General features: G+C 71.3%; 24 protein-coding genes. 5 read left to right on the forward strand and 19 right to left on the reverse strand.

What is annotated here, in order from left to right; translation table 11 throughout:
* Positions 1-5: 5 nt before the first annotated feature.
* From IL992_RS31000 to IL992_RS31025, 6 genes are read right to left on the reverse strand one after another with little or no spacing between them, the layout of a single operon-like run.
* Positions 6-1,568 (reverse strand): sensor histidine kinase, encoded by a 1,563-nt coding sequence (locus IL992_RS31000; protein ID WP_319018945.1) that lies wholly within the window; start codon positions 1,566-1,568, stop codon positions 6-8.
* Positions 1,552-2,238, reverse strand: a complete 687-nt coding sequence (locus tag IL992_RS31005) for a response regulator transcription factor (protein WP_319018946.1) — start codon at positions 2,236-2,238, stop codon at positions 1,552-1,554. The genes IL992_RS31000 and IL992_RS31005 overlap by 17 nt, the downstream gene beginning before the upstream one ends.
* Positions 2,235-2,819: a hypothetical protein gene (locus IL992_RS31010; RefSeq protein ID WP_193206892.1), complete on the reverse strand. Its 585-nt coding sequence runs from the start codon at positions 2,817-2,819 to the stop codon at positions 2,235-2,237. Before IL992_RS31010 ends, IL992_RS31005 begins: the two co-directional genes overlap by 4 nt.
* A gap of 28 nt (positions 2,820-2,847) precedes the next feature.
* Complete coding sequence (locus tag IL992_RS31015; RefSeq protein ID WP_193206893.1) at positions 2,848-4,134, reverse strand: ABC transporter permease; 1,287 nt, start codon at positions 4,132-4,134, stop codon at positions 2,848-2,850.
* Positions 4,131-4,886, reverse strand: coding sequence for an ABC transporter ATP-binding protein (locus tag IL992_RS31020; RefSeq protein WP_193206894.1), 756 nt, complete (start codon positions 4,884-4,886; stop codon positions 4,131-4,133). The genes IL992_RS31015 and IL992_RS31020 overlap by 4 nt, the downstream gene beginning before the upstream one ends.
* Entirely contained in the window at positions 4,883-6,046 is a 1,164-nt protein-coding gene (locus IL992_RS31025) for an efflux RND transporter periplasmic adaptor subunit (RefSeq protein WP_193206895.1), read from the reverse strand. The genes IL992_RS31020 and IL992_RS31025 overlap by 4 nt, the downstream gene beginning before the upstream one ends.
* Before the next feature lie 145 nt (positions 6,047-6,191).
* Here IL992_RS31025 and IL992_RS31030 point away from each other — a divergent pair, with 145 nt between their 5' ends.
* Positions 6,192-8,009, forward strand: coding sequence for an efflux RND transporter periplasmic adaptor subunit (locus IL992_RS31030; RefSeq protein ID WP_193206896.1), 1,818 nt, complete (start codon positions 6,192-6,194; stop codon positions 8,007-8,009).
* 606 nt (positions 8,010-8,615) lie between these two features.
* Here IL992_RS31030 and IL992_RS31035 read toward each other — a convergent pair.
* Positions 8,616-9,179 (reverse strand): TetR/AcrR family transcriptional regulator, encoded by a 564-nt coding sequence (locus IL992_RS31035; protein WP_193206897.1) that lies wholly within the window; start codon positions 9,177-9,179, stop codon positions 8,616-8,618.
* Positions 9,180-9,261: 82 nt separating this feature from the next.
* Here IL992_RS31035 and IL992_RS31040 point away from each other — a divergent pair, with 82 nt between their 5' ends.
* A complete protein-coding gene (locus IL992_RS31040; RefSeq protein ID WP_193206898.1) occupies positions 9,262-10,146 on the forward strand; it encodes an NAD(P)H-binding protein in 885 nt (294 codons plus the stop codon).
* Between the two features lie 165 nt (positions 10,147-10,311).
* On the opposite strand, the gene IL992_RS31045 is transcribed toward IL992_RS31040, so the two are convergent.
* From IL992_RS31045 to lhgO, 9 genes are all read right to left on the reverse strand, one after another.
* Positions 10,312-11,373, reverse strand: coding sequence for a TIGR04500 family putative peptide maturation system protein (locus tag IL992_RS31045; RefSeq protein WP_193206899.1), 1,062 nt, complete (start codon positions 11,371-11,373; stop codon positions 10,312-10,314).
* 1 nt (position 11,374) lies between these two features.
* On the reverse strand, positions 11,375-12,361 hold the full coding sequence (locus IL992_RS31050; protein ID WP_193206900.1) for an MvdC/MvdD family ATP grasp protein: 987 nt from the start codon (positions 12,359-12,361) through the stop codon (positions 11,375-11,377).
* 93 nt (positions 12,362-12,454) lie between these two features.
* Entirely contained in the window at positions 12,455-12,607 is a 153-nt protein-coding gene (locus IL992_RS31055) for a hypothetical protein (RefSeq protein WP_193206901.1), read from the reverse strand.
* Positions 12,608-12,773: 166 nt separating this feature from the next.
* Positions 12,774-12,992, reverse strand: coding sequence for a hypothetical protein (locus tag IL992_RS46770; protein WP_264295133.1), 219 nt, complete (start codon positions 12,990-12,992; stop codon positions 12,774-12,776).
* A 471-nt stretch (positions 12,993-13,463) separates the two neighbouring features.
* Positions 13,464-13,691, reverse strand: coding sequence for a cysteine peptidase family C39 domain-containing protein (locus IL992_RS31065; protein WP_226874117.1), 228 nt, complete (start codon positions 13,689-13,691; stop codon positions 13,464-13,466).
* A 656-nt stretch (positions 13,692-14,347) separates the two neighbouring features.
* Complete coding sequence (locus IL992_RS31070; RefSeq protein ID WP_226874086.1) at positions 14,348-14,722, reverse strand: hypothetical protein; 375 nt, start codon at positions 14,720-14,722, stop codon at positions 14,348-14,350.
* Between the two features lie 68 nt (positions 14,723-14,790).
* On the reverse strand, positions 14,791-16,185 hold the full coding sequence (locus IL992_RS31075) for a HAMP domain-containing sensor histidine kinase (protein ID WP_319018948.1): 1,395 nt from the start codon (positions 16,183-16,185) through the stop codon (positions 14,791-14,793).
* Between the two features lie 3 nt (positions 16,186-16,188).
* Positions 16,189-16,911, reverse strand: a complete 723-nt coding sequence (locus IL992_RS31080; RefSeq protein ID WP_193206903.1) for a response regulator transcription factor — start codon at positions 16,909-16,911, stop codon at positions 16,189-16,191.
* Between the two features lie 18 nt (positions 16,912-16,929).
* The gene (gene lhgO / locus IL992_RS31085) at positions 16,930-18,114 is read right to left on the reverse strand and encodes an L-2-hydroxyglutarate oxidase (RefSeq protein ID WP_193206904.1); all 1,185 of its coding nucleotides are present in this window, start codon (positions 18,112-18,114) and stop codon (positions 16,930-16,932) included.
* Between the two features lie 88 nt (positions 18,115-18,202).
* Here lhgO and IL992_RS31090 point away from each other — a divergent pair, with 88 nt between their 5' ends.
* Both IL992_RS31090 and IL992_RS31095 read left to right on the forward strand, forming a co-directional pair.
* Positions 18,203-18,565, forward strand: a complete 363-nt coding sequence (locus IL992_RS31090; RefSeq protein ID WP_193206905.1) for a hypothetical protein — start codon at positions 18,203-18,205, stop codon at positions 18,563-18,565.
* Positions 18,566-18,628: 63 nt separating this feature from the next.
* Positions 18,629-19,063: a CBS domain-containing protein gene (locus IL992_RS31095; RefSeq protein WP_193206906.1), complete on the forward strand. Its 435-nt coding sequence runs from the start codon at positions 18,629-18,631 to the stop codon at positions 19,061-19,063.
* Here IL992_RS31095 and IL992_RS31100 read toward each other — a convergent pair.
* Positions 19,048-19,725: a TetR/AcrR family transcriptional regulator gene (locus IL992_RS31100; RefSeq protein WP_193206907.1), complete on the reverse strand. Its 678-nt coding sequence runs from the start codon at positions 19,723-19,725 to the stop codon at positions 19,048-19,050. The genes IL992_RS31095 and IL992_RS31100 overlap by 16 nt on opposite strands.
* A 64-nt stretch (positions 19,726-19,789) precedes the next feature.
* On the opposite strand from IL992_RS31100, the gene IL992_RS31105 reads away from it, so the two are divergent.
* Positions 19,790-20,143, forward strand: coding sequence for a cupin domain-containing protein (locus tag IL992_RS31105; protein ID WP_226874087.1), 354 nt, complete (start codon positions 19,790-19,792; stop codon positions 20,141-20,143).
* Positions 20,144-20,169: 26 nt separating this feature from the next.
* Here the strand turns inward: IL992_RS31105 and IL992_RS31110 are convergent, their stop codons facing one another.
* Positions 20,170-21,207, reverse strand: a complete 1,038-nt coding sequence (locus tag IL992_RS31110) for a hypothetical protein (protein ID WP_193206909.1) — start codon at positions 21,205-21,207, stop codon at positions 20,170-20,172.
* A 93-nt stretch (positions 21,208-21,300) separates the two neighbouring features.
* Entirely contained in the window at positions 21,301-22,434 is a 1,134-nt protein-coding gene (locus tag IL992_RS31115) for an epoxide hydrolase family protein (RefSeq protein ID WP_193206910.1), read from the reverse strand.
* Positions 22,435-22,447 lie beyond the last annotated feature (13 nt).

Here is a 22,447-nt window from a genome sequence, read left to right on the forward strand (position 1 = left end):
AGGGATCACCCTAGCCTTTCGTCGGGCGGGCACGCGGGAAGACGGACGCGGAACACCGCGCCGCGGCCGGGCTCGCTGTCGGCCGTGATGGTGCCGCCGTGGGCCTGGACGAGAGCGGCGGCGATGGACAGCCCGAGCCCCGTGCCGCCGGAGTCCGACCGGCTGCGCGAGGGATCGGCGCGGTAGAACCTCTCGAAGACGCGTTCGGCGTCGCCGGAGGCGAGGCCGGGCCCGTCGTCGGCCACCTCGATCAGGGCCTGCGATCCGGACACGATCCCCACGCCGACGCGGAAGGCGGTGCCCGCGGGGGTGTGCCGCAGGGCGTTGCTGACCAGGTTGCCGACGACCTGGCGCAGCCGCGCCTCGTCGCCGAGCACCCGCACCGGCTCGTCCGAGTCGTCCAGCCGCAGCAGGTCGATCTCCCGGTCCGGCGCGAGGGTCTGCGCGTCGAGCACCGCCCCCGCCGCGAGGCTGAGCACGTCGACCGGGCGGCGTTCGAGAGGGCGCTGCTGGTCGAGCCGCGCGAGCAGCAGCAGGTCGTCCACGAGCAGGCCCATCCGTACGGCCTGGTCCTCGATGCGGCGCAGCAGCAGGACGGGGTCCTGCGAACGCTGCTGCCGGTACAGCTCGGCGAAGCCGCGGATCGAGGTGAGCGGGGTGCGCAGCTCGTGGGAGGCGTCGGCCATGAACCGGCGCATCCGCTCCTGCGACGCCTCCCGCTCCCGGAACGCCGTCTCGATCTGCGTGAGCATGCCGTTGATGGACCGGCCGAGACGGCCCATCTCCGTGCGCCGGTGCCGGAGCGGGACGCGTCGCGACAGGTCGCCCGCCGCGATCGCCTCCGCCGTCCGTTCGATCTCCCCCAGCGGGCGCAGGCTGCGCCGTACGAGCCAGTAACAGGCGATCCCGAGCGCGACCAGCACGGCGAGGCCGACTCCCAGGACGATCACGGCCAGCCGGGAGACCGTGCCGTCGATGTCGGCCAGGCTGACGGCCGCGATACGGAAGCGGGTGCCGTCCTCCTCGCGTACGGCGATCGCCCGCCACAGCGCTCCCGAGGGACTCTCGGCCGTGAACAGCCACTGTCTGCGGTCCTGCCGGGGCCTGGGCAGCGCGGGCGGCGGATCGGCGTTCGGCGGCTCCTGAACGGTGCGGACGACGGCGCCGTTGCGGTCGAGCAGGACGATGTAGAACGAGCCGAACTGCCGCGGCGGCCGGGACATGTTGCCCGTGACCGCGGACGGAGGGGGCGGTTCCGCCGGGCGCCGGCCGACGGCCATGAGCTGCCCGTCGACCCGGTCCACCAGGTAGCCCCGCAGGAGCTGTACGGCGAAGCCGCCGGTCAGCGCGATCGCGAGCGCCACGAGCAGCAGCGTTCCCGCCACGAGCCGCAGCCAGAGCGGGGTCCTCGCGGCCCGCCGCCGCAGCTCGCGGATGCTCAGCAGGCGCAGCACCGCCCCCGCGCGCGGCAGCCGGGGCCACCGGCGGGCGCGGGTGGACCAACCGGCCTTCGCACCGGCGTCGCGGGCCGGCCCGCCGACGTGGAGCAGGTCACTGACGCGGCGCACGGAGGACATAGCCCACGCCGCGGAGCGTGTGGATCAGCTTGGGCTCGGCGGTGTCGATCTTGCGCCGGAGATAGGAGACGTACGACTCGACCACGTTGTGGTCGCCGCCGAAGTCGTAGTGCCAGACGTGGTCGAGGATCTGCGCCTTCGACACCACCCGGCCCTGGTTGACCATGAAGTAGTGCAGCAGCTTGAACTCGGTGGGCGACAGCCGTACGGGGACGCCGTCCCGCCAGACCTGGCGGGAGTCCTCGTCGAGCTCGAGATCGGCGACGCGCAGCCGGGCGGGGACGTCGCCGCCGCGCGTGCGGCGCAGCACGGCCCGGATGCGCGCGAGCACCTCCTCGAGGCTGAACGGCTTGGTGACGTAGTCGTCGCCGCAGCCGAGCCCGGTGATCTTGTCCTCGTTCGCGTCCCTGGCGGTGAGGAACAGCACGGGGACCCGCCGCCCGGAGGCGTGGAGCCGGTCGGAGACGGCGAAGCCGTCCAGATCCGGCAGCATGACGTCGAGCACGATCAGATCGGGACGCACCTTGCCGGCGATCTGGACCGCCTCCCGGCCGGTGGAGGCGGTGATCACCTCGAACCCGGCGTACCGAAGGCTCGCCGACAGCAACTCCCTGATGTCGGGCTCGTCGTCGACGATGAGCAGGCGGCCCTCCCCGGTCACGATCCCGCCCTCCGGCCCATGGCCGAGCCCTCGGTGACGGACGTCGCCGTCACCTGGCCCTGGGCGTCGGCGGTGCCGGCGACGGTGACGAAACTGCCCGGCTTCAGGTCGGAGACCTTGCCCGTCCGGGTGACCTGGACCTTGGTGTCGCCCGAGGTCGTCACCGTGACCACTCCGCCGTTCACGGTCTGGACGTAGATCTTGTCGCCGTCGACCAGCTTGACCGTGCCGAAGGTCATGCCGCCGGGCCCTGCCCCTGCCCCTGTGCCTGCCCCTCTTCCCGCGAAGCCGCCGCCGCCCGTGCCTCGTGCGTACCCGCCGCCGAGCCCACCGCCCACGGGGGCCTGGCCGTACGCTCCGGGACCGGCCGCGCGGGACGGGACCTGGCCCGGCGTGGAGCCGCCCAGGAGTTTCTGCACCTGGATGCCGAGGAGCAGCCCGGCCACGAGCAGGACGCCTCCGGCCAGGGCGAGCGTCAGCTTCGACCCACCCGCCCGAGCGGGACGCGCCGCCAGCGCCTCCTGGAGGTCGTCGTCGAACGGCGAGGTCTCCAGAAGCTCCTCGGTGTCGTGCCTGCTCACATCCATCTCCCTTCCATGGGCCCGGCCATCACTCGAAGCGCAGGGCTTCGATCGGCCGCAGCCCGGCGGCGCGGTTGGCGGGGTAGCTGCCGAAGAACAGGCCGATCGCGACCGAGACGCCGAGCGCCAGCGCGATCGACGTGGGGACGATCACCGGCTGCACACCCGCGATCGTGAACTGGGCGCCGACCACGGCGATCAGCACGCCCAGCAGGCCGCCGACGAGGCTGAGCATCGTCGCCTCGGCGAGGAACTGGCCGAGGATCGCGCCCTTCGGCGCGCCGATCGCCTTGCGGATGCCGATCTCCCTGGTCCGCTCGGTGACCGTGACGAGCATGATGTTGGTGATGCCGATGCCGCCGACGAGCAGGCTGATCGCGGCCACCGCGCCGAGCAGGACCGTGAAGGTCCCGGTCGCCGCGCTGACCGTCTCCTGCAGGGTCGCCTGGTTGAGGATGCGATAGTCGGCGCTCGCCGAGTCGGTGATGCCGTGCCGCTGGTTGAGCACCTCGGTGACCTCGGTCTGCGCGGCGTCCACCGACTCGGCGCTCTCGGCCTGAACGAGAATCTGCCCCAGCGGCCCGAATCCGGTCAGGCTCTGCTGCACGGCGGGCAGCGGGGCGATCGCCACGTCGTCGGCGTCCTGGAACCCGGACGAGCCGGCCTCCTTGAGCACGCCCACGACGGTGAACGGCACGCCCGACACCGTGATCTGCTTGCCGAGGGGATCGACCGTGCCGAACAGGTTCTCGGCCACCGTCTGCCCGATCACCACGACCTTGCGCGCGGCGAGCACGTCGTCGTTGTAGAAGTAGGCGCCCTTGACCACGGGCTTGTTGGACGCCTCGAAGTAGCTCGGGTAGGTGCCCACGAGCTGGCTGATCGAGTGGCTCGCCCCTTCGTACGTCGCGGTCTGGGACTGGGCCGTCACGACCGGCGAGACGCTCTTGACCGAGGGGGCGTTCGCCGGGTCGGCCAGCGCCCGCGCGTCGTCGACGGTGAGGTCCTTGGCCTGGGTGCGCGGGCCGGTGTTCTGCCGTCCGGCCTGGCCTCCGCCTCCCCCGCCGCCGAAACCGCGGGCGAACCCGCCGCCCGGACCGCCCCCGCCGCCCGAGGTGGACGGCGTGACCGTCAGCGAGTTGGCGCCGAGCCGCTGGATGTTCTGCTGGATCTGCTGGGAGGACCCCTCGCCGACCGCGACCAGCAGGATCACCGCGGCGACGCCGATCAGGATGCCGAGCATGGTGAGCGCGCTGCGCATCTTGTTGGCGGCCAGGCCGCGCAGCGCGAAACGCAGGACCTCCGCGGCGTTCACGAGGCCACCTCCGCGAACCGCGGGGGCAGCCCGCCGACCGGCGTGGTGCGCACGTCCTCCACGATCTGGCCGTCCATGAGGCGGACGACCCGTTTGGCGTGCGCGGCGACCTCCTCCTCGTGGGTGATGATGACCAGGGTCCGGCCGCTCGCACTGAGGCGGTCGAAGATGTTCATGACGTCCTCGCTGGACTTGCTGTCGAGAGCGCCCGTGGGCTCGTCGGCCAGCAGCAGGGTCGGCGCGGTGACGAGCGCGCGGGCCACCGCCACCCGCTGCTGCTGGCCGCCGGACAGCTCGTTGGGCTGGTGGTGGACGCGCTCGGCGAGCCCGACCCGGTCGAGCGCGGCCAGCGCCCTGCGGCGCCGCTCCGCGGCCTTGACCCCGCCGTACGCCAGGGGAAGCTCGACGTTGGCGAGCGCGCTCATCCGGGGGATGAGGTTGAACGACTGGAAGACGAAGCCGAGTTTGCGGTTGCGGACGACCGCGAGCCGCCGCTCGTCGAGCCCGCCGACGTCGGTGCCGTCGAGGTGGTAGGTCCCCCCGGACGGGACGTCGAGGCAGCCGATGATGTTCATCAGCGTGGACTTGCCGGAGCCGGAGGCGCCCATGATCGCCACATAGTCGCCGCGCTCCACCCTGAGCGACACGCCGCGCAGCGCGCGCACCGCGGTCTCGCCCTCGCCGTACACCTTGGTGACGTGGCCCAGGTGGAGTACAGGGGGGTCGAGCACCGGCGGCTGGCCGGCCCTCATCGGTTGCCTCCGCCGCCACCGCCACCGCCGGCGCCGCCGCCGAAGCCGCGGCCGAACCCGCCTCCGCCCCCGGGGAACTGGATGCCGCCGCCTCCGCCGGTCGTCGATGCCTGGGGCCGCACCACCTGGTCGCCTTCCTGGAGTCCCGACTTGATCTCGGTTGTGGTGTCGCCCTTCAGGCCGGCCTCCACCCGCTTCACGACCTGCTTGCCGTTCTCCAGCACGGTCACCGTGGTCTGGCCGCCCGCCGTGGTGACCGCCGAGGACGCCACCGTGAGCACGTCGTCCGCCTTGCCCACGGTCACCTGGGCCGTGGCCGTCTGGCCGAGCCGTACGGTGGAGGGCACGTCGGTCAGCGAGATCGTCACGGCGTACTGGACGACGTTGTTGTTCGTCTGAGGCTGCGGGTCGACCACCGTCACCTTGCCGGCGGCCGTGACCCCGGCGAGGGCGTCGAACGACACGGTCGCCGCCTGACCGACCTTGATCCTGCTGACGTCGGCCTCGGTGAAGTTCCCCACGATCCGCAGGCGGGCGGGGTCGGCGATCTCGATGAAGCCGCTGGATCCGCTGGACCCGCTTGACCCCGCGGAACCGCTCTGCGACTGCCCCTGGCCGCCCTGGGAGGACCCGCCGGACCCGCCGGACGCGCCCGAGGAACCGCCCACGGCTCCGTTGACCGCCGTGACGACACCGGCGAAGGGCGCCTTGATCACCGTGCCCGCCAGCGCCCGCTTGGCCGACCGGTAGGCGTTCCTCGCGCTGATGTACTGCGAGTAGCCCGACGCCGTCGAGGTGTCGGCCTCCTCGGCGGCGTCCAGACTCGCCTGGGCCGCCTCCAGACTCTCCCGGGCGGCCGTGTCGTCGATGCGCGCGAGCACCTGTCCCTTCTTGACCTTGTCGCCGCTCTCGACCAGGACGGACTCGACGGTGCCGTTCGCAGCGAAATCGAGGGCGCGCGTCCTGGCGCTTTCGACGGAACCGGAGGCCGATACCGAGGCGAGCACGGTCCCGCGGGTCACCCGGGTCGTCAGCGGCGCGGCGCCGTTTCCGGAGGAGTCGCCTCCCACGGACGCCCAGGCCGCCGCGATCCCGCCGAGCAGCAGTACCACCAGGACACCGTTGATGATCAGCGTCCTGCGCTTCGTCGACAGCTTCACGACGTCGAACCATGGCAAACCCCGCTTCGGGCAACCTAGGCCGATGCTGAGGGTTTGCTGACAGTCCGCGCCGGATCCCGCATCCACAGACAACTCTCAGGTACGGCCAAGCCATCGGTCACGTGGCGTCAGCAGGATGTCCGCCATGAGATCGAGCACTCCACTCAGCGTCGGAGGGCTCGCGCTGGCGGGGATCGTCATCGCGAGCGTCGCCGTGATCTCCGCCACCGGCGGCGACACCTCCGTGGCCGACCGGATGGCGCTCGCCTCGGTCAAGCGGGGCACGGTCGCGTCGTACGTCTCCGCCGCCGGCAACACGATCGACACCGGCGTGCGGGATCTCGCGTTCGGAGCGGAGGGCACGGTCGAGAAGGTCTACGTCAGGGTGGGCCAGAAGGTCCGCCGCGGCAAGGTCCTCGCCCGGATCGACGACACCATCGCCAGGGAAAACTACGAGGCCGCCAAGGCCGCCCTCGCCGCCGCCCAGGAGACCCTCGACGACGTCGAGAACGGCACCGGTTCGGGATCTGCGGGAGGCTCGGGGACGGGGGCGTCCAGCGGCGGAACCGGATCGGGCAGCGCGGGCGGGGCCGGAACCGGGGCGTCCGGCGGCGGCTCCGGGGCCGGGGCGTCCGGCCGCGGAACCGGATCGGGCAGCGCGGGCGGGGCCGGGGCGTCCGGCGGCGCAACGGGCGCGGGTGCCGGGGCGGGAAACGCGGGCGGCTCCGGGAGCAGCGGCCCTGTCTCGTGCCCGACCCCCTCCGTCCGGCCTTCCGGGCAGGCGTCCGCGCGCCCCTCCTCGCAGCCCTCGTCACGGCCTTCCGCGACCGCCCGGCCTTCGAACCGGCCGGCCAGCGCCCTGGCGAACAAGGGCGCGAGCGCGGCGAGCATCGGCCTCGTGGCGTACCGGGGCGGTGACCACGGCGGGTCCAAGCCCCAGCCCAGTCCGGCGCCCACGGTCACGGCACGCCCGCACCCGCATCCGAAACCGTCCAGGACGCACCGTCCGGCGCCCACGGACAGCGGCGCGACCGCGCCGGATCCCGAGGTGAGCGTCTCGATCCTGCCCACGGCGCCGGCGCAGCAGCCGTCCGCCAAGCCGAGCCCCTCCCCCAGTGGTTCCTCCTCCGCCTGCGCACCCGGGCAGAGCGGCCAGGGACAGGGCTCGCAGGGACAGAATTCCCAGGGACAGAGCGGGCAGGGACAGAGCAGGCAGGGGCAAGGCGGCGGCGCACAGGGGCGTGCGGGCTTCGGCGGCGGCCAGGCAGGCCAGGGAGGCCAGGGGGGCGGCGCCCGGCTCACCGAGGCACAGGCCGAGGCACAGGTCAGCCAGGCGACGACCGAACTGGCCGAGGCCAAGGAGGCGCTCGCCGGTGTGAGGATCAAGGCTCCGGCGGACGGCACGATCCTTTCCGTCGCGGGGACCACCGGCTCCCGCTACACCTCCGGGACCTTCATCACTCTCGGCAACCTCGACGACCTGCAGGTGCAGGCGCTGTTCACGGAGTCGGACATCCGTTTCCTCAAGGTCGGTCAGGCCGCCACCGTGACGCTGCCCACGCAACCGGGGCAGGAGTACCCGGGAACGGTCGCCCACATCGACCCGACCGCGACCACCAGCAACCGCCTGGTCCGTTACGGCGTGACGATCGTCCTGAACAGCCGCCCCGCCCGGCTGCTGCTGGGACAGAGCGCCACCGTACGGGTGACGACCGGCGAGGCCGCCGACGCGCTCTACGTGCCCTCACAGGCCGTACGCGCCCAGGGCGACGGCACGGCCGTGGTCACGGTGGCCAACGGCGGGACGCAGTCGCGGCGGACGGTCAAGGTCGGCGTACGCGGCGACAGCTACGTGGAGATCACGGGCGGCCTCTCCGAAGGCGACCAGATCGTCCTGCCCGTCGCCTCCACCGCCTTCCCCGACGAGGGCTTCCCGGCGGCCGGCCAGTTCAACGGCGGATGAACGTCGGCAGGCCGATGGGATGCCGCCAAGGCCGCGGTAGCCGTTGGCACCTTGAAAAGGTATTGCTGGTGGTAGCAGTTCACTTCGGGCAATAAATAGCGCTGGAACCTCGCGGCGCTTGCTCCTGCCCTCCGCGCCGGGACTGGCTGGGTCACAGACTCTCGGCGGGCCAGCCGGCCTCACGCATCGGTGTCCTTCGGATGACGAGGCGAGGCGTAGACGACCCATACCGTATGAGCGGTGTCATCGATCACGTAGCGCACGCGCCCGCCGCTGGTGACCTCGAACTCCCATCGCTCGAGGTCCTGTCCGTTGTGACGATGAGTCGCAAGGTCGCCACGCAGGCGATGCTGGCGCTCATGGTCGTGGTGAGCGTGGATCGGCGCGCAGCGTCTCCAAGCATCGGCGCGTGTTTGCCAGGGCGTGACGGCATAGCTCCTCCCAGCCCTTCACCGCGTCGCTCGTACCGAACCGTACGTTTCATTCGTTATCAGGAGGCGGGACTGTGACCCGGTCTCCGCGCTTCGGACTCATACCGAAACCTCAACCGGTCCGAAGTCTCCGTTCGTCGGCTGGGCCCACCCGGGCCCGCACCTCGAGGTTGGGTCAGCGTTCGGGGCCGCGGATGCCCTCGAGCACAAGCGTGACGTGCCTACGCCAGCCACCGGCGCCGGTCATGTTCGCCATGGCACCACGGGTGATGAGGACGAAGTCATCGGCACGAAAGTCGTCACGGAGCCGGCCGGCGTCGACGGCGCGCCGCACGATGCGTTCGGTGATCGCCGAGAAATCCGTCTTCTCGGCGGCGATGTCGTTCCAGCTCGGCTCTTCCGGGCCGAGGAGCGCGAAGCGGAACGCGGCGTCGGCCTCGGCGGACTCCAGATAGCCGTAGAGCAGCGTCTCGAACGCCACCCAGGGATCCTCAGCCTCGTCGGCGGCGCGGGCGAGGGCGGTCATCGCCTCGAACCGGCGGCCGATGATCGCCGCGAGTAGCGCTCGCTTATCGGCGAAGTGCCGGTAGAGGGTGCCGACACCCAAGCCGGCACGCTCGGCGATCTCGTCCATCTGCACGGCGTCGCCTCGCTGGGCGAACAGCTCGGCGGCGGCATCGAGGACGGCCTCGCGGTTGCGCCGGGCGTCGGCGCGCAACAAGCGTTCGGGAGCGGTCATGGTCACTCCACTTTAGTTGACGATGCGCGGAAGCCCTGCCATATTCGGAACCGGAGTTCATGTTCATGTTAGAGGAGATCCGTTGATCGTCGTCACCACACCGACAGGACAGATCGGCAGCCAGCTGGTCCGTCAATTGCTCGACCAAGACAAGGAGGTCCGGGTCATCGCCCGTGACGCCTCCCGTCTGGATGACACGGTCCGCGAGCGGGTCGAGACCATCGATGGCTCCCACGACGATCCGGCCGTGCTCGACAAGGCACTACCCGGAGCCGAAGCGCTGTTCTGGCTCGTCCCACCGAACCCGCAGGCGCCGAGCGCCGAGGAGCACTACCTCGGCTTCGCCCGGGCGGGCGCCGCTGCCGTCGCCCGCCACGACGTCGGCCACGTCGTCGGAGTGTCCAGCGCCGGGCACGGCTGGCCGACCCCAGCCGGCGTCCTCTCGGCGGCCTTCGCGATGGACGCCGAACTCGGCAAGTCCGGCGCGGCGTATCGGGCGCTGTCCATGCCCTTTTACATGGAAAACCTCCTCGGGCAACTCGATGCGATCCGCGGGCACGGCGCGTTCTACCTGACCTGTGCAGGCGACCTGCCGCTGGCGTTGATCGCGACGCGGGACATCGCCGGCACCGCCGCCAACCTGCTCACCGATCTGTCCTGGACCGGGCAGGAGAACCTCCCCGTGTTCGGCCCCGACCGACTGACCCCTGACGGCATGGCCGAGGTGATCAGCCAGGAACTCGGACGTCCGGTCACCTACCGCCGCATGAGCGTGGACGACTACGCATCGCTCCTGCGCTCCCGAGGCGCCGGCGACCAGGCAGTCAAGGACGTGATCGAGGCGTTCGCCGCACAGGACCACGGCATCTACGACGCGGACTGGGCGACCGCCACGCCCACATCAACAGACTTCCGCACCTGGTGCAGGGAAGTACTCAAGCCCGCCGCGGACGCTCGGGCATCCTGACACGAGCGAGGCTTATGGCGCACCGATCGCGCTCAAGAAATCGGCGTGAGAGTGCGATCGGGCCCGGGGAAAGGCGACAGGCCGTTCGCTGGGTGCAGACCTGCGAGGTCGTACACGCACGTATCGAGTTGGAGTACCCGCCTCGTCGATCCACGGGGCGCCGGGTCAGGTGCGCAGGGCGGCGGTGAGCTCGTCGGTGCGCGGCCGGCTGCCCCAGAACCACTCGATGTGGGCGTGCCGTCGCTGCTCGGCGAGCCACTCGTCGAAGACACGCTTCTCGATGAACCTGCGGTTCACCTCGTCGAGCACCGCCGGCTCCACGGCCATCACATGAGCGACACAGAGACCACCGTCCGCCAGCCGCGCGGGTCCGAGCACGTGACCTGCCTTCGAGCCCGCGGCCGGGGGGCCGAAGAGCGCGCTGAGCTCCTCCCTGAGGTTGGCCTCGATCCGGCAGGTGGCCACGCCCGCCAGCGCCTCGTCGGCCGCAAGCGCGACGGCGTCCGCGTCCCTGTTCCGCAGACGCGCGGCTGCGACGTCCGCACGCTCGGGGTCCGCGTACCGCAGCCGAACGACCCTCAGCCGGTCGAACCCGTCACGATGGGCGGCGAAGTAGTCCTCCACACGGTTGCCGACGACGTCACGGCGCAGGGCCGCGACCGCCGCCTCGCTCGCCACGATCTCTTCCAGACGGGCGTGGCTCACGCCGCGCTCAGCCATCCATTCCCGCGTCGCCTGCGCGGTGAGAAGGCCCCGTGCCCGGCGGAAGGCGTCCATGGCCTCCTGCAGCCGGTCCGCGGACAGTTCCGGCTGCCGCGTCGCCAGGGCCTGCTCGACCAGGGCGGTGTCCACCAGCCGCCTGGCCAGGCCGGTGTCCTCCCACAGCACGTCCAGGACCGAAACCGACTTCTCCATCGTCATGTCGACACCGTTCACCCGAAGGACGAGCTGCTCGCCCGAGCGCTGCCCTCCCCGCAGTGGCCAAGGAATCACCCGGTTGGGGGCGAAAGCCAGCGAGACGGTTCCTTCGGACGAGGGGAACAGCAGGTCGTAGTGATATTCGTCGACGGCGGCCTCGCGCTGCCACAGCAGCCGCATGCTCACCTCGGGGTAGCGGTCACGCAGGTCGGACAGCCGCTCGCGGGCGCGTTCGGGCGGCAGGTGGTCCAGTGCGCGCAACCATTCGACGGCCTCGCCGAGCAGATCGGGAGACACCTTCGGGGACACGTCAGGCTCCTTCCAGCAGCAGGTCGCAGATCGCCGCGCTGATCGGCAGGCCGGTCAGCTCCTCGATCCACATCCACTGCCCATTGGGGTTGATCTCCAGGAACACGTACCGGCCGTCCGGGGTGAGGACCAGGTCGATGGCCCCGTAGACGAGCCCGAGGCGGTCCGTCATCGCCAGGCACCGCTCGGCGACCTCGTCCGGCAGACGGTGGACGCCGTACGGGGTGACGCCCAGGTCGTACCGGCGCCAGTCCACCTTCGACCGGTTGCTGTTCTGGGAGTGGATCTCGGCGGCGAACACCCGCCGGCCGACGACGGTCACCCGCAGTTCCACCCGCTTGGGCACGTACTGTTGCACGATCACCGGGCAGTACCGCAGCGCCTCCGCGTACGCCACATCACGGGCCGAGACGAGTTCGCACTTGCGGATGACCGTATGGCCCCCCGCCAGGTTCTCCACCCACGGCAGGCCCATGGGCTTGGTGACGACGTGCCCGTCATGGCGGTTGTGGAAGTCCCACAGGGCGTCGGCCTGGGTCGCGATGAGGGTTTCCGGGATCTCGAATCCCAGCTCGGCGGCGAGGATCAGCTGGGACGGCTTGTGCGCGGCACGACGGATCACCGAGTCACGCGCGGGCACCACCCGGCACGGCAGGTGCTCCCAGAGGTCGCCGATGAGGGTAAGGCTCTCCTGGGCGGTGTAGGCCGCCACGGACGGGTCGGTGATCTCCGGGTGAGCCTGCGGCGGTGTCGGCCGCCGCCACCACAGGGCCGTCACCGTGTCCAGGTCGAGCGTGCCGGACTCGGTGTGCAGCAGACGGCGCGACAGCCCGCGCGCGGTGTACGCCAGTTCGACGTGAGCCCGGGTCAGGTAGTCCCCGTTGTCGAAGACGGTGGTGCGGGCGCCGCGCTCTGCCAGCAAGTCGCTGACTCGCTCGGCGTGCGGGTCGTTGTCACGCGTGAGGACGAGGACATGCGGGGCTGACACGGGGTCTCCTCGGAAAGCGGGCCTGCGAGCGGAGAGCGGCCGCCGCCCCCGCACGGGACGGCGGCCGCATCGGACTGCGCGAGTGGTCGCTCGTCAGTCGGGGTAGCAAACGCCCGGCGGGTCGAAGTACTCCGCCGTGACGATCTCGGGCCGCTGGCCTCCGCTGAGGCCGCTCAGCGCGCTCTCGTCCAGTTCCACACCGATCGGGGCGATGTCCCCGAGCTCGGTACGCGGTGATGCGTTCATGGAACGTTCCTCCTTTCCTGTGAGAGAAAGCGATTGCGTGACCATGGTCCGAACCTGCTCTTGTGATTGACTTGTGACCGGCTGCACGTCAGCAGGCGCGATCATGAAGTGGGTCGCCGACCGCCGGTGCACAGGATGAGGCGTACGTACAGGCCGTTGGCGGCGATCAGGGTGTCGTGCACGCCGCTCTCGACGATCCGCCCGCGGTCGAGCACCACGATGAGTCGGCGTCCCTGACGGTGCTCAGCCGGTGGGCGATCACGATCCGCGTCTGGGGGAGGCCGCCGAGGTTCTCGCTGAGCGTCTGCTCCGTGTCGGTGTCGAGGTGACTGGTGGCCTCGTCCGGCAGCAGGATCGGCGGCCGGGCGAGAATCGCGCGGGCCAATGCGATTCGCTGGCGCTGACCTCCAGAAACGCCGCGCCTTCGGTGAGCAGCGTGCCATACCGAGAGGCATGGCCGCGATGTCGTCGTGAGGAGGAGAGCCCCCATGCGCGCAGCCCGCCCGCCAGGGGGTGGGCGAGCGCGGCCGCCGCCGCGGCCAGCCCGAGCAGGGGCAGCAGGCCGACCTCCCCGCGTCCCACCACCCCGTCCACGACGTTCTCGGTCATGACGGGCAGCACCCGGCCGAGGTTCTGAAGGACAAGGCTGAGCAGCACCAGGACGGCCAGGATGCCCCGATGACGCAGCACGGCCATGCGGATGTAACGCGACCATGCGGATCCCCGCGCACCGCCGCGTCCCCGCCGGAACGCCGGGGCGGGGGCGAAGGTGAGGAGCACACCGCTGCAGTCCCGTGCGAACTCCTCCCGGGTCAGCCTGAGCCGCCCGGTCGCGGGGTCGACGACCGTGACACTCTCACCGGCAGCCCGCGAAATGCCTGCCGCGCCAGTGGGCGACGGCCGGCATGGGCATGCCGGGGACGCCCGCCGCCGGCAGGGAGAGGGCGCGCGTGGTCAGCCCGTGGGCCCGTGCGACGCGGACAAGCGTAAGGGCACTGACAGCGTCGCGACCCACGCCCATCTCCTCGGCGAGCGTCCGTGCGGCGGTGTGTGACCGTGCGCGCCGAGGATCATCGCGAGGCAGGCCGGCCGCATTCGACCATGCTGTGTTGAAGTACGACTGGAACCCGCATGAAGCCGTAGTCTCCGCCGCTCCACTGTGGTTCCGGTTGTGAGCGGCTGAAACCGGAGGCCGTCATCGCTCCTGTTCGCGACGCCGCTCGCTCGGAGGCGCCGAGCTCCTTGGGGGTGGGAACGCGCCGTCATCCCGGCCTCGTGCCAGGACCCCGGAGCGCCGCGGATCGGGAGCCCGCCCCCGGCCGCTCGCAGGAGCATCGGCGGGCCCTTCAGCCTCCCCCCGATGACGCGACGCACGACCCGCCGGTTGGGCCGACGACAAGGTGCGGGAGGGGTCGAATCGTTTTTCCCAATTCATGAGCGAGACGTGCGGCTTCATAGGCTGCAACCGCGCCGGGCTCGCCCATCCGGCGATCCCGGAGTTCGCGCCAGCCCTCCTGCTCGCTCATACCGCCTCCTCTTTCTCATCCACGGTGTGCGCCGCCTCGATACAGCGACGTAGGGCCCGACGAGCCCGCTCTATCTAACGCCCGTAGTGTGGCCTGGACTTGTAGAACACCGTCATTGCTATCGCCACTCCGCGTGACGAGTAGATCTGGCTGCCTCCGCCGGACCCTGTCCCGGCAGCGTCTCATGGCAGCGGACGACCGAGGCCGGGAGCGGTCACCAGCGGGCGAAGGGGACTTCGTAGACGGGCGGTCCGCCCAGCATTTCCGCCAGATGATCGTCCTCGGTGACGTCTAGGTCGAAGGCGTGGCCCGCCTGCCAGGGGTCCCAGCCGCGTTTCAGCGCCATGCGGATGACCGCCGCCACGAGCGCCGGCCGTACGGCCATCGTCCGCTCTCCCACCCAGACGTCCGGCCGGGAGAAGGGAAGCGACACCAGGAGCACCCGGCCCGGCCCTTCCGCCGGCTCGACCGGAAAGGTCAGCGGCCCCTCACCGATCGCCTGACCGTAGGTGGGCTTGTGGCGGATACGCCACCGGTAGGTGGCGCCGTCAACTGTGATGAGCCGTGAGCCCTTCCGCGGAATCGCCACAGATACCTCCCTACCTCCCACCCCTCAACCTCCACTCCCGTGGACGCGCGAGGCAACGGAAATAGCGGTCAGGTGCGGGCTTCGGGGGCGAGGGGGAGGGTGACGCGGAAGGCGGCGCCGGCGCCGGGGGCCGTCTCCACGCCGACCTTGCCACCGTGCGCCCGGACGAGAGACTCCACGATCGCGAGCCCGAGGCCGCTCCCGCCGGACGGCCGCGTACGGGAGGGGTCGGCACGGTAGAAGCGCTCGAAGACCCGAGCGGCCTGCTCGGGGGTGAGGCCGGGCCCCTTGTCGGCCACCTCGATGAACGCCGTGCCGTCCAGGCTGCCGACGCGTACGGTGATCGGGGTCCCCTCGGGCGTGTGGGTCGTGGCGTTGCTCATCAGGTTGCCCACGACCTGCCTCAGCCGCACCTCGTCGCCCGAGACGATCAGCGCCGCGTCCCCCTCGACCACCAGCGAGACGTCGCGGTCGGGGCAGAGGGTCCTGGCGTCGTGGACCGCGTCGGCCGCCAGGGCCAGCAGGTCCACGGGCTGTTTGCGCAGCGGGCGCTGCTGGTCGAGCCGGGCGAGCAGCAGGAGGTCGTCCACCAGCAGGCCCATGCGGGCGGCCTCGCTCTCGATGCGCGACATCAGCCGTGTGGTGTCGGCGTCAGGCACCTGACGGTGGAACTCGGCGAACCCCCTGATCGAGGTGAGCGGTGTGCGCAGTTCGTGCGAGGCGTCGGCGACGAAACGGCGCATGCGCGCCTCCGACTCCCTCGCCGCGGCCTCGGAGGCCGCCCGGGCCTGGAACGCCGCCTCGATCTGGGCGAGCATGCCGTTCAGCGCGCGGGCGAGCCGCCCGACCTCGGTGCGCGGGTCGCGATCGGGGATCCGGCTGCCGAGGTGCCCCCGGGCGATGGCCTCGGCGGTCGCCTCGATCTCCGCCAGGGGCCGCAGGCTGCGCCGTACGATCACGACGCCGACGACGGCGAGCAGGACCATCAGGGCACCGCCGACCAGCGCCTCGATGAGGGCGAGCCGTGCGGTGATCTGCCCGACCGAGGCCATGTCCATCGCGACGACGACCGTGCCGAAGCCCTCGACGGGCACCACCCGGGCCCGCCACAGGCCGTCGCCCGACACCGCCGGCACCGTCACCGGGTCCTGGGAGGTCACGGTGCCGGGGCCCGGAAGCCTCTCCACGCCCATGCCCGCCTGCGCGAGCAGCGCCCTGCCCTCGGTGTCGCGGATCTCCACTCGGCCCTCGGGCGGCACCCTGAGCCGTACGAACGCCCCCGGACCCCGGTCGAGACGTTTCTCGGTCTCGTGCGCCAGCATGCCGACCTGCATGTCCACCCGGCTGACCAGGTAGTCGCGCAACACCGAGACGCTGCCCACGCAGATGACCGCGAGGGCGACCGCGACCAGCGCGAGCATGGCCGCGCTGAGCCGGATCCGCAGCGGCGTGCGCCCCGACACCGCTCAGGCGCCGCTGGGTGGTGTCCGCATGACGTAGCCGACGCCGCGCAGCGTGTGGATGAGCCGGGGGTGATGCCGGGAATGGGCGTTGTCGAGCTTGCGGCGCAACACCGACACGTACGACTCGACGATCCCGGCGTCGCCGCGGAAGTCGTAGTCCCACACGTGATCGAGGATCTGGGCCTTGGACAGCACCCGGCCGGCGTTGCACATGAAGTAACGCAGCAGCTTGAACTCCGTCGGCGACAGGGGCACGGCCCGGCCGCCGCGCCAGACCTCGTGGGACTCCTCGTCCAGTTCGATGTCGGCGAAGGTCAGCCGCGGCGGAGCGATCATCGGGTCTCCGGCGGTGCGGCGCAGCACGGCCCGGATCCGGGCGATGACCTCCTCGAGGCTGAAGGGCTTGGTCACGTAGTCGTCGCCGCCGAGCGTCAGGCCCCGGATCTTGTCCTCGGTGGCGTCCCGCGCGGTGAGGAAGACCACAGGGGTGTGGGTTCCGCCGCCGCGCAACCTGCGCACGATGTCGAACCCGTCCATGTCCGGCAGCATGACGTCGAGCACGATCAGGTCCGGTCGATGCCGCTGCGCCGCGGCGACCGCCTCGCCGCCGTTGGATGCGGTGTGGACCTCGAATCCGGCATACCGGAGGCTGGCCGCGAGCAGTTCGAGGATGTTCGGCTCGTCCTCGACGATCAGCAGCCGGGCTTCGGGAGATTCAGCGACCATGGCGGCAGCACTCTAGACCTAGGAAGTTAAGGGAACCGTTAAAGCGATGTGCCGCGCGATCGCCAGGCTGCTCGTCGCCGCGGGCGAGGGCGCGTTTCGCACCAGCACGATCCGCCCGCGCACGTCGATGACGAAGTCGTCGAGCAGCCTGCCGTCCCGCGCCACGGCCTGGGCCCGCACGCCACCTCCGGCGCGTACGAGGTCGGCCGGGGCCAGCTCGGGCACGTACCGCCGGGCGGCGGACACGAAGGCCCGCTTGGCCAGCGAGCCGTACACCTCGCGGAGGCCGGTGCGCCAGTGCTCGGCCGCCATGCGCCGGGCGCCCGGCCAGGCGACGATCCGCCGCAGGTCGCGCAGCGACGCCGACCGCCAGGAGTAGCCCTCCAGGGCGAGCGCCGGCACGGCGTTGGGCCCGACCAGGACCTCCCCGTCGATCCTGCGGGTCAGGTGGACGCCGAGGAAGGGGTAGCGGGGGTCGGGCACGGGATAGATAAGACCTTTCACCAGGCCGCGCGCCGGACCGGCGAGCCGGTAGTACTCACCCCGGAAGGGGACGATCCGCACGTCGCCGCCCGCTCTCGCCAGGTCCGCCACGCCGTCGGTGCCGAGGCCGGCGCAGGAGATCAGCCGGTCGAAGGTGAGCCTCTCCGGCCCGGCCGCCACCGCCACGCCGTCGGTGGTCTGCCTGATCGCGCGTACGGGACGCGAGAGCCGTACGGACCCGCCGGCCTCGGCCACGTCGGCGGCGAAGCGGCGCGCGACCGCGGAGAAGTCGGTGATCGCGGTGTGCGGCGAGTGGACGGCGGCGACCCCGACCGCGTGCGGTTCCACCTCCCGCAGGCCGATCGCGTCGAGCTCGGCGATGCCGGGCACGCCGTTCTCCCTGGCCCGCTCGGCGATCCGGCGCAGCCCGGCCAGTTCGCCCCGGGTGGAGGCCACGACGAGCTTGCCCGCCTCGTCGTACGGCAGGCCGTGCTCGGCGCAGTACTCGCGCAGCATGGCGGCGCCCTCCCGGCAGAGGGTCGCCTTCAGCGAGCCGGGCTGGTAGTAGATCCCGGCGTGCACGACCCCGCTGTTGTGCCCGGTCTGGTGGGCGGCGATCCGGGGCTCCTTCTCCAGCACGGTCACCTCGGCGCCCGCCCGCGCCATCTGCCGGGCCACGGCCAGACCGAGGATCCCGGCGCCGACGATCCCGATCCTCATGTTGGTGCGGTTGTCGACAGCATGCCGGACATTGTCGCAGCCGGAGCCGCTCCACGGTGATCGAACTTGTGTTCGGTACGATGGCGGCGTGTACGTGCCACCCGGCTGGCCACCGGAGGTGCGCCCTCCTGGCAGCCCCGACTGGGAGGTCTCGGCCGTGTCGTGGCTGCTCGACACGGTGCCCCCGGACTACCGCGCGTACGGCGTGCTGCGCCGCCATCCGCTCGCGCTCGCCCGGATGGCCCGCCAGCAGGTGGCGGCCTCGATCCAGGCGGCCAGGGAGGGATACCGGGGAGCGGCGGTGGACCTGAAGGAGCACCTGCCCCCGCACGCGATCGAGGCGGTCCTGGACGCCTACCGCCAGGAGGGCCCCCGGCTCGTACGGCTGGCCGAGTCGATCGCGCTCGTGGAACGAGCCCTGCGCGGCGAGCACTTCCTACCTCGGCTGTGAACCCGCTCTTATTTCCGGACATATGGGGCATAACAGTCTAAAAGAGGGAATCGGGGGTTAGCCATGACCACAGAGGGAGTAAGCAAGACCGCCGGTCAGGTCATGCACGAGGGCGCGGAATGCATCGGCGAGCACGAGAGCCTGCGCAGGGCCGCGGAGATGATGCGGGACATGAGCGTCGGGGCCCTTCCCATCTGCGGGGACGACGACCGGCTCAAGGGCATCATCACCGATCGCGACATCGTGATCAAGTGCGTGGCCGAGGGCAAGGACCTCGACCAGACCACGGCGAGCGAACTGGCCCGCGGCCTGGTCTGGGTGGATGCCAACGCCAACGTCGAGGAAGCCCTGACGAAGATGGAGGAGCACCAGATCAAGCGCATGCCGGTGATCGACAACCACCGGATCGTCGGGATGATCACCGAGGCCGATCTGGCCAAGGAGCTGCCCGACAGCAAGCTCGCGGAGTTCGTCCACCGCGTCTACGCGCGGGGCTGACTCTCGCGGCGATCTCCGGGCCGGGCGCCGTCAGGATCGGCGGCCCGGCCCTTCGCATGCCCCGTCCCTGCGGCGTGGTCGGCGAGCGCCGACGCGAGGAGCGCCCGCGCCGAGCCGCGCATTGTCCGGACCGCCTCCCCGCGGCCGAGGCCGGCGATGTCGGTGAGCCAGACCAGCGACTCGATGCCGGTCGCGGACCGTATCGCGACAGCCAGACGGCGGACGTCGAGGCCCGGATGAGTCCGCCGCAGCGGGGCGAGCGCGTCCTCGATCCAGCCGATGGCCCGCCCGCCGCGCAGCATCGGCTGACCGGCTCCCGGTTCCAGGGACAACCGCAGCGAGGCCCGCAGTTGCGGCTCCCACTCGAGGGTGAGCCGGGTGAAGGCCTCCATCACGAGTTCCAGCCGCTCCCCCGGGTCGTCCGGCGGGTCGTCGGGGAGCAGCGAGGACCGGTCGGTCTCCGGGTGGGCCGCGCTCAGCAGCAGACGTTGGTTGGGGAAGTAACGGTAGGCGGTCGTCCGGGAGATTCCCGCGGCGGCCGCCACTTCCTCCACGGTGGGATCGGCCCCCTGGGCCAGCAGGCGCCGGGTGGCGTCGACGAGGGCCTGCCGGGTCCGGGCCTTCTGCCGGGTACGGCCGGTCTCTTCATATGGAACCGCCATGCCCATCATGGTACCGTCATCCCATATGGGACTGGAGTCCCACGAAGGAGCTTTGGAGGCGGCCGTGAGCCACGATCCCGTCCTGACCGATCCCGGCCTCTACCGGGTGATCTTCGAGAACGAGCGGGTCCGGGTCCTGGAGTACAAGGACCGTCCCGGTGACAAGACCTCCCCTCACGTCCATCCCGACAGCGTGATGATCACCCTGACCTCCTTCAGGCGGAGGCTGACCACCGAGGGCCGCCAGGTGGACCTCGCGCTCGAGGCCGGGCAGGCGCGCTGGCTCGGCGCCCAGGAGCACGCCGGGGAGAACATCGGCGACACCCCGACCCACTCCGTCTTCGTGGAGCTGAAGGAGCCGGCCCCCGGGACGGGCCCGGACGTCGCGACCCCGGCCCCGCTCGGGCCCGACATGTGACGCGCCCGCCTCAGCGGGCCATCACCTCAGCGACCCGTGCGGTAGGCGATGAACGCGATGATCCCGATCGCCCCGAGAGCGACCGTCACCCATAACACCGGCATCGGCACGGCAGGCAGGCCGTCCCCGGCGGCCGCCCCGCTCGACGCCCTGACCGCGCGCGGCCGGGCGGAGGTCCGGGCCGGGCTGGGCGACGGAGCCGGCCGGGCGGCGGCGGGCAGCGATACCCGGTAGACCGGACTGTCCTTCCCCTCGCTCCCGGTGAGCAGGGCCGTGCCGTCCCGCGTGTACGCGATCGACTCGGCCTGGTTGAGCGGCGGCATCGTGACGTGTGCGATCAGCTTGCCGGGCGAGCGGTAGACGGACGCGGAGAAGTACGTACGGATGACGAAGCTCGACCCGTCGGGGGCGTACGCCGCGTCGGTCGCCATGAGGGGCGCGGGCCCCACCCGGCGCAGGACGTTCACCTTGTCGGTGCGCAGCTTCGCGGGGGCGGCGTAGACGCCCCCGGAGAACTCCTTGCTGACGATGTACAGCCGGCCCGTACGGGGATCGACCATGACCCCCTCGGCGTTGCGGGGGCCGTCGGCGTAGCGGAAGCGATACCGGACGGCCCGCAGCGTCGCGTCCTCCATCGTCCTGGGCTCGACGACCTTGTAGACGGACACGTCCGGCCAGGCGCCGTCCATGTTGTCCCCGATGTCGGCGATCCACAGCACGCCGCGCCCGGTCGCGGGGTCGGTGGAGGCCGCGATGCCCTCCCAGTCCCTGGCCTCGGCGTTGCCGATCGTGAAGGTCGCCCGCGTACGGCCGTCCGGGCCGATCGCGTAGATCTGCGGTCCGTGGCCGCTGTCGTTGTGCGTGTAGACGATGTCCTTGTGCGTGGGCGAGACCGCGAGGCCGCTCGACTCGCTGATGCGCTCGTCCCGGATCCGGAACAGCGGCCGCTCCCCGTCGTCCGCCCGCGCCGCCGTCGCCGGGAGCACCGCGCCCGCGACCGCGAGGAGAGCCAGGACGGCCCGCGGAATCCTGCTCGTCCGCGTCCGCCCCGTTGTGCTCCCCATGCGGCCATCATTCCCGATGCCCGCCCCGCGCGCGGCGGGCGACATGCCCCGGTCGTCCCGGAATCGGTCAGGGGCGGGTATGCGCCCGGCCTGTCACCGCAGGGCGGCGTAGAAGTCGCGCAGGTCGGCGGCGAGCACGTCCGGCCGCAGATGGGCGGCATAGTGGCCGCCCGAGTCGTAGGACCGCCAATGGACGATGTTCTTGTGATCACGCTCGGCGAAGGTGCGCATCGACACGAAGTCACCCTCGAACATCGCCAGGCCGAGCGGGACCGTCGTCGGCTCCTTGGGATGCTCGGCGTGCGCGTCCTCGTAGTAGAACCGCGTCGCCGACGTGGCGGTGCCGGTCGCCCAGTAGAGCATCGTGTTGGTCAGGATGAAGTCGTCGTCGACGTCCTCACCGAACAACTGGGCGTTCCAGCCCAGCAGCCCGGCCGGCGAGTCGAAGATCCCGTACGACAGCGTCTGCGGCTGCTGCGAGTGGACCATGTTGAACGACATCTTGTTCTCGTAGAACCACTGCAGCACCTCCAGCCCCTTCCGCTCCTCGTCGGTGAGGTTCGTCATCTCCGCCGGGTCGCCGGAGGGGAAGGAGAAGATCTGCGTGACGTGGACGCCGACGACGTGCTCGGGGTCCACCCGGCCCACCTCGGGCGAGACGAACGAGCCGCCGTCGTTGCCCACCGCGCCGTACCGGCCGTAGCCGAGCCTCCGCATGAGCTCCGCCCACGCCCGGGCCGTACGGAACCGGTTCCAGCCCCGCTCCCTCGTCGGGCCGGAGAAGCCGAAGCCGGGCAGCGACGGGATCACCAGGTGGAACGCCTGCTCCGGATCCTCCGGGTTCGTCAGCGGTTCGATGACCTTGAGGTATTCCACGATCGAGCCCGGCCAGCCGTGGGTGAGGATCAGCGGAAGGGCGTCCTCATGCGGCGACCGCACGTGCAGGAAGTGGATGTCCTGCCCGTCGATCTCGGTGATGAACTGCGGATACCGGTTGATCTCGGCCTCGTGGGCGCGCCAGTCGTATCCGTCCCGCCAGTACTCGGCCAGCCGCTTCACGTACGCGACCGGCACACCGTACTCCCACCCGGAGCCCGGGATCTCGTCGGGCCAGCGGGTCCGGCCGAGCCGGTCCTTCAGGTCGTCGAGGTCGGCCTGCGGGACGTCGATGCGGAAAGGCCTGATCTGCTGCTTGATCTCCGGCGTGATCTGCGTGTTCTCGCTCATGGCGCCGACATTA

This window comes from Microbispora sitophila, from assembly GCF_014892245.1.
In the GTDB taxonomy this organism is placed as follows: Bacteria; Actinomycetota; Actinomycetes; order Streptosporangiales; family Streptosporangiaceae; genus Microbispora; species Microbispora siamensis.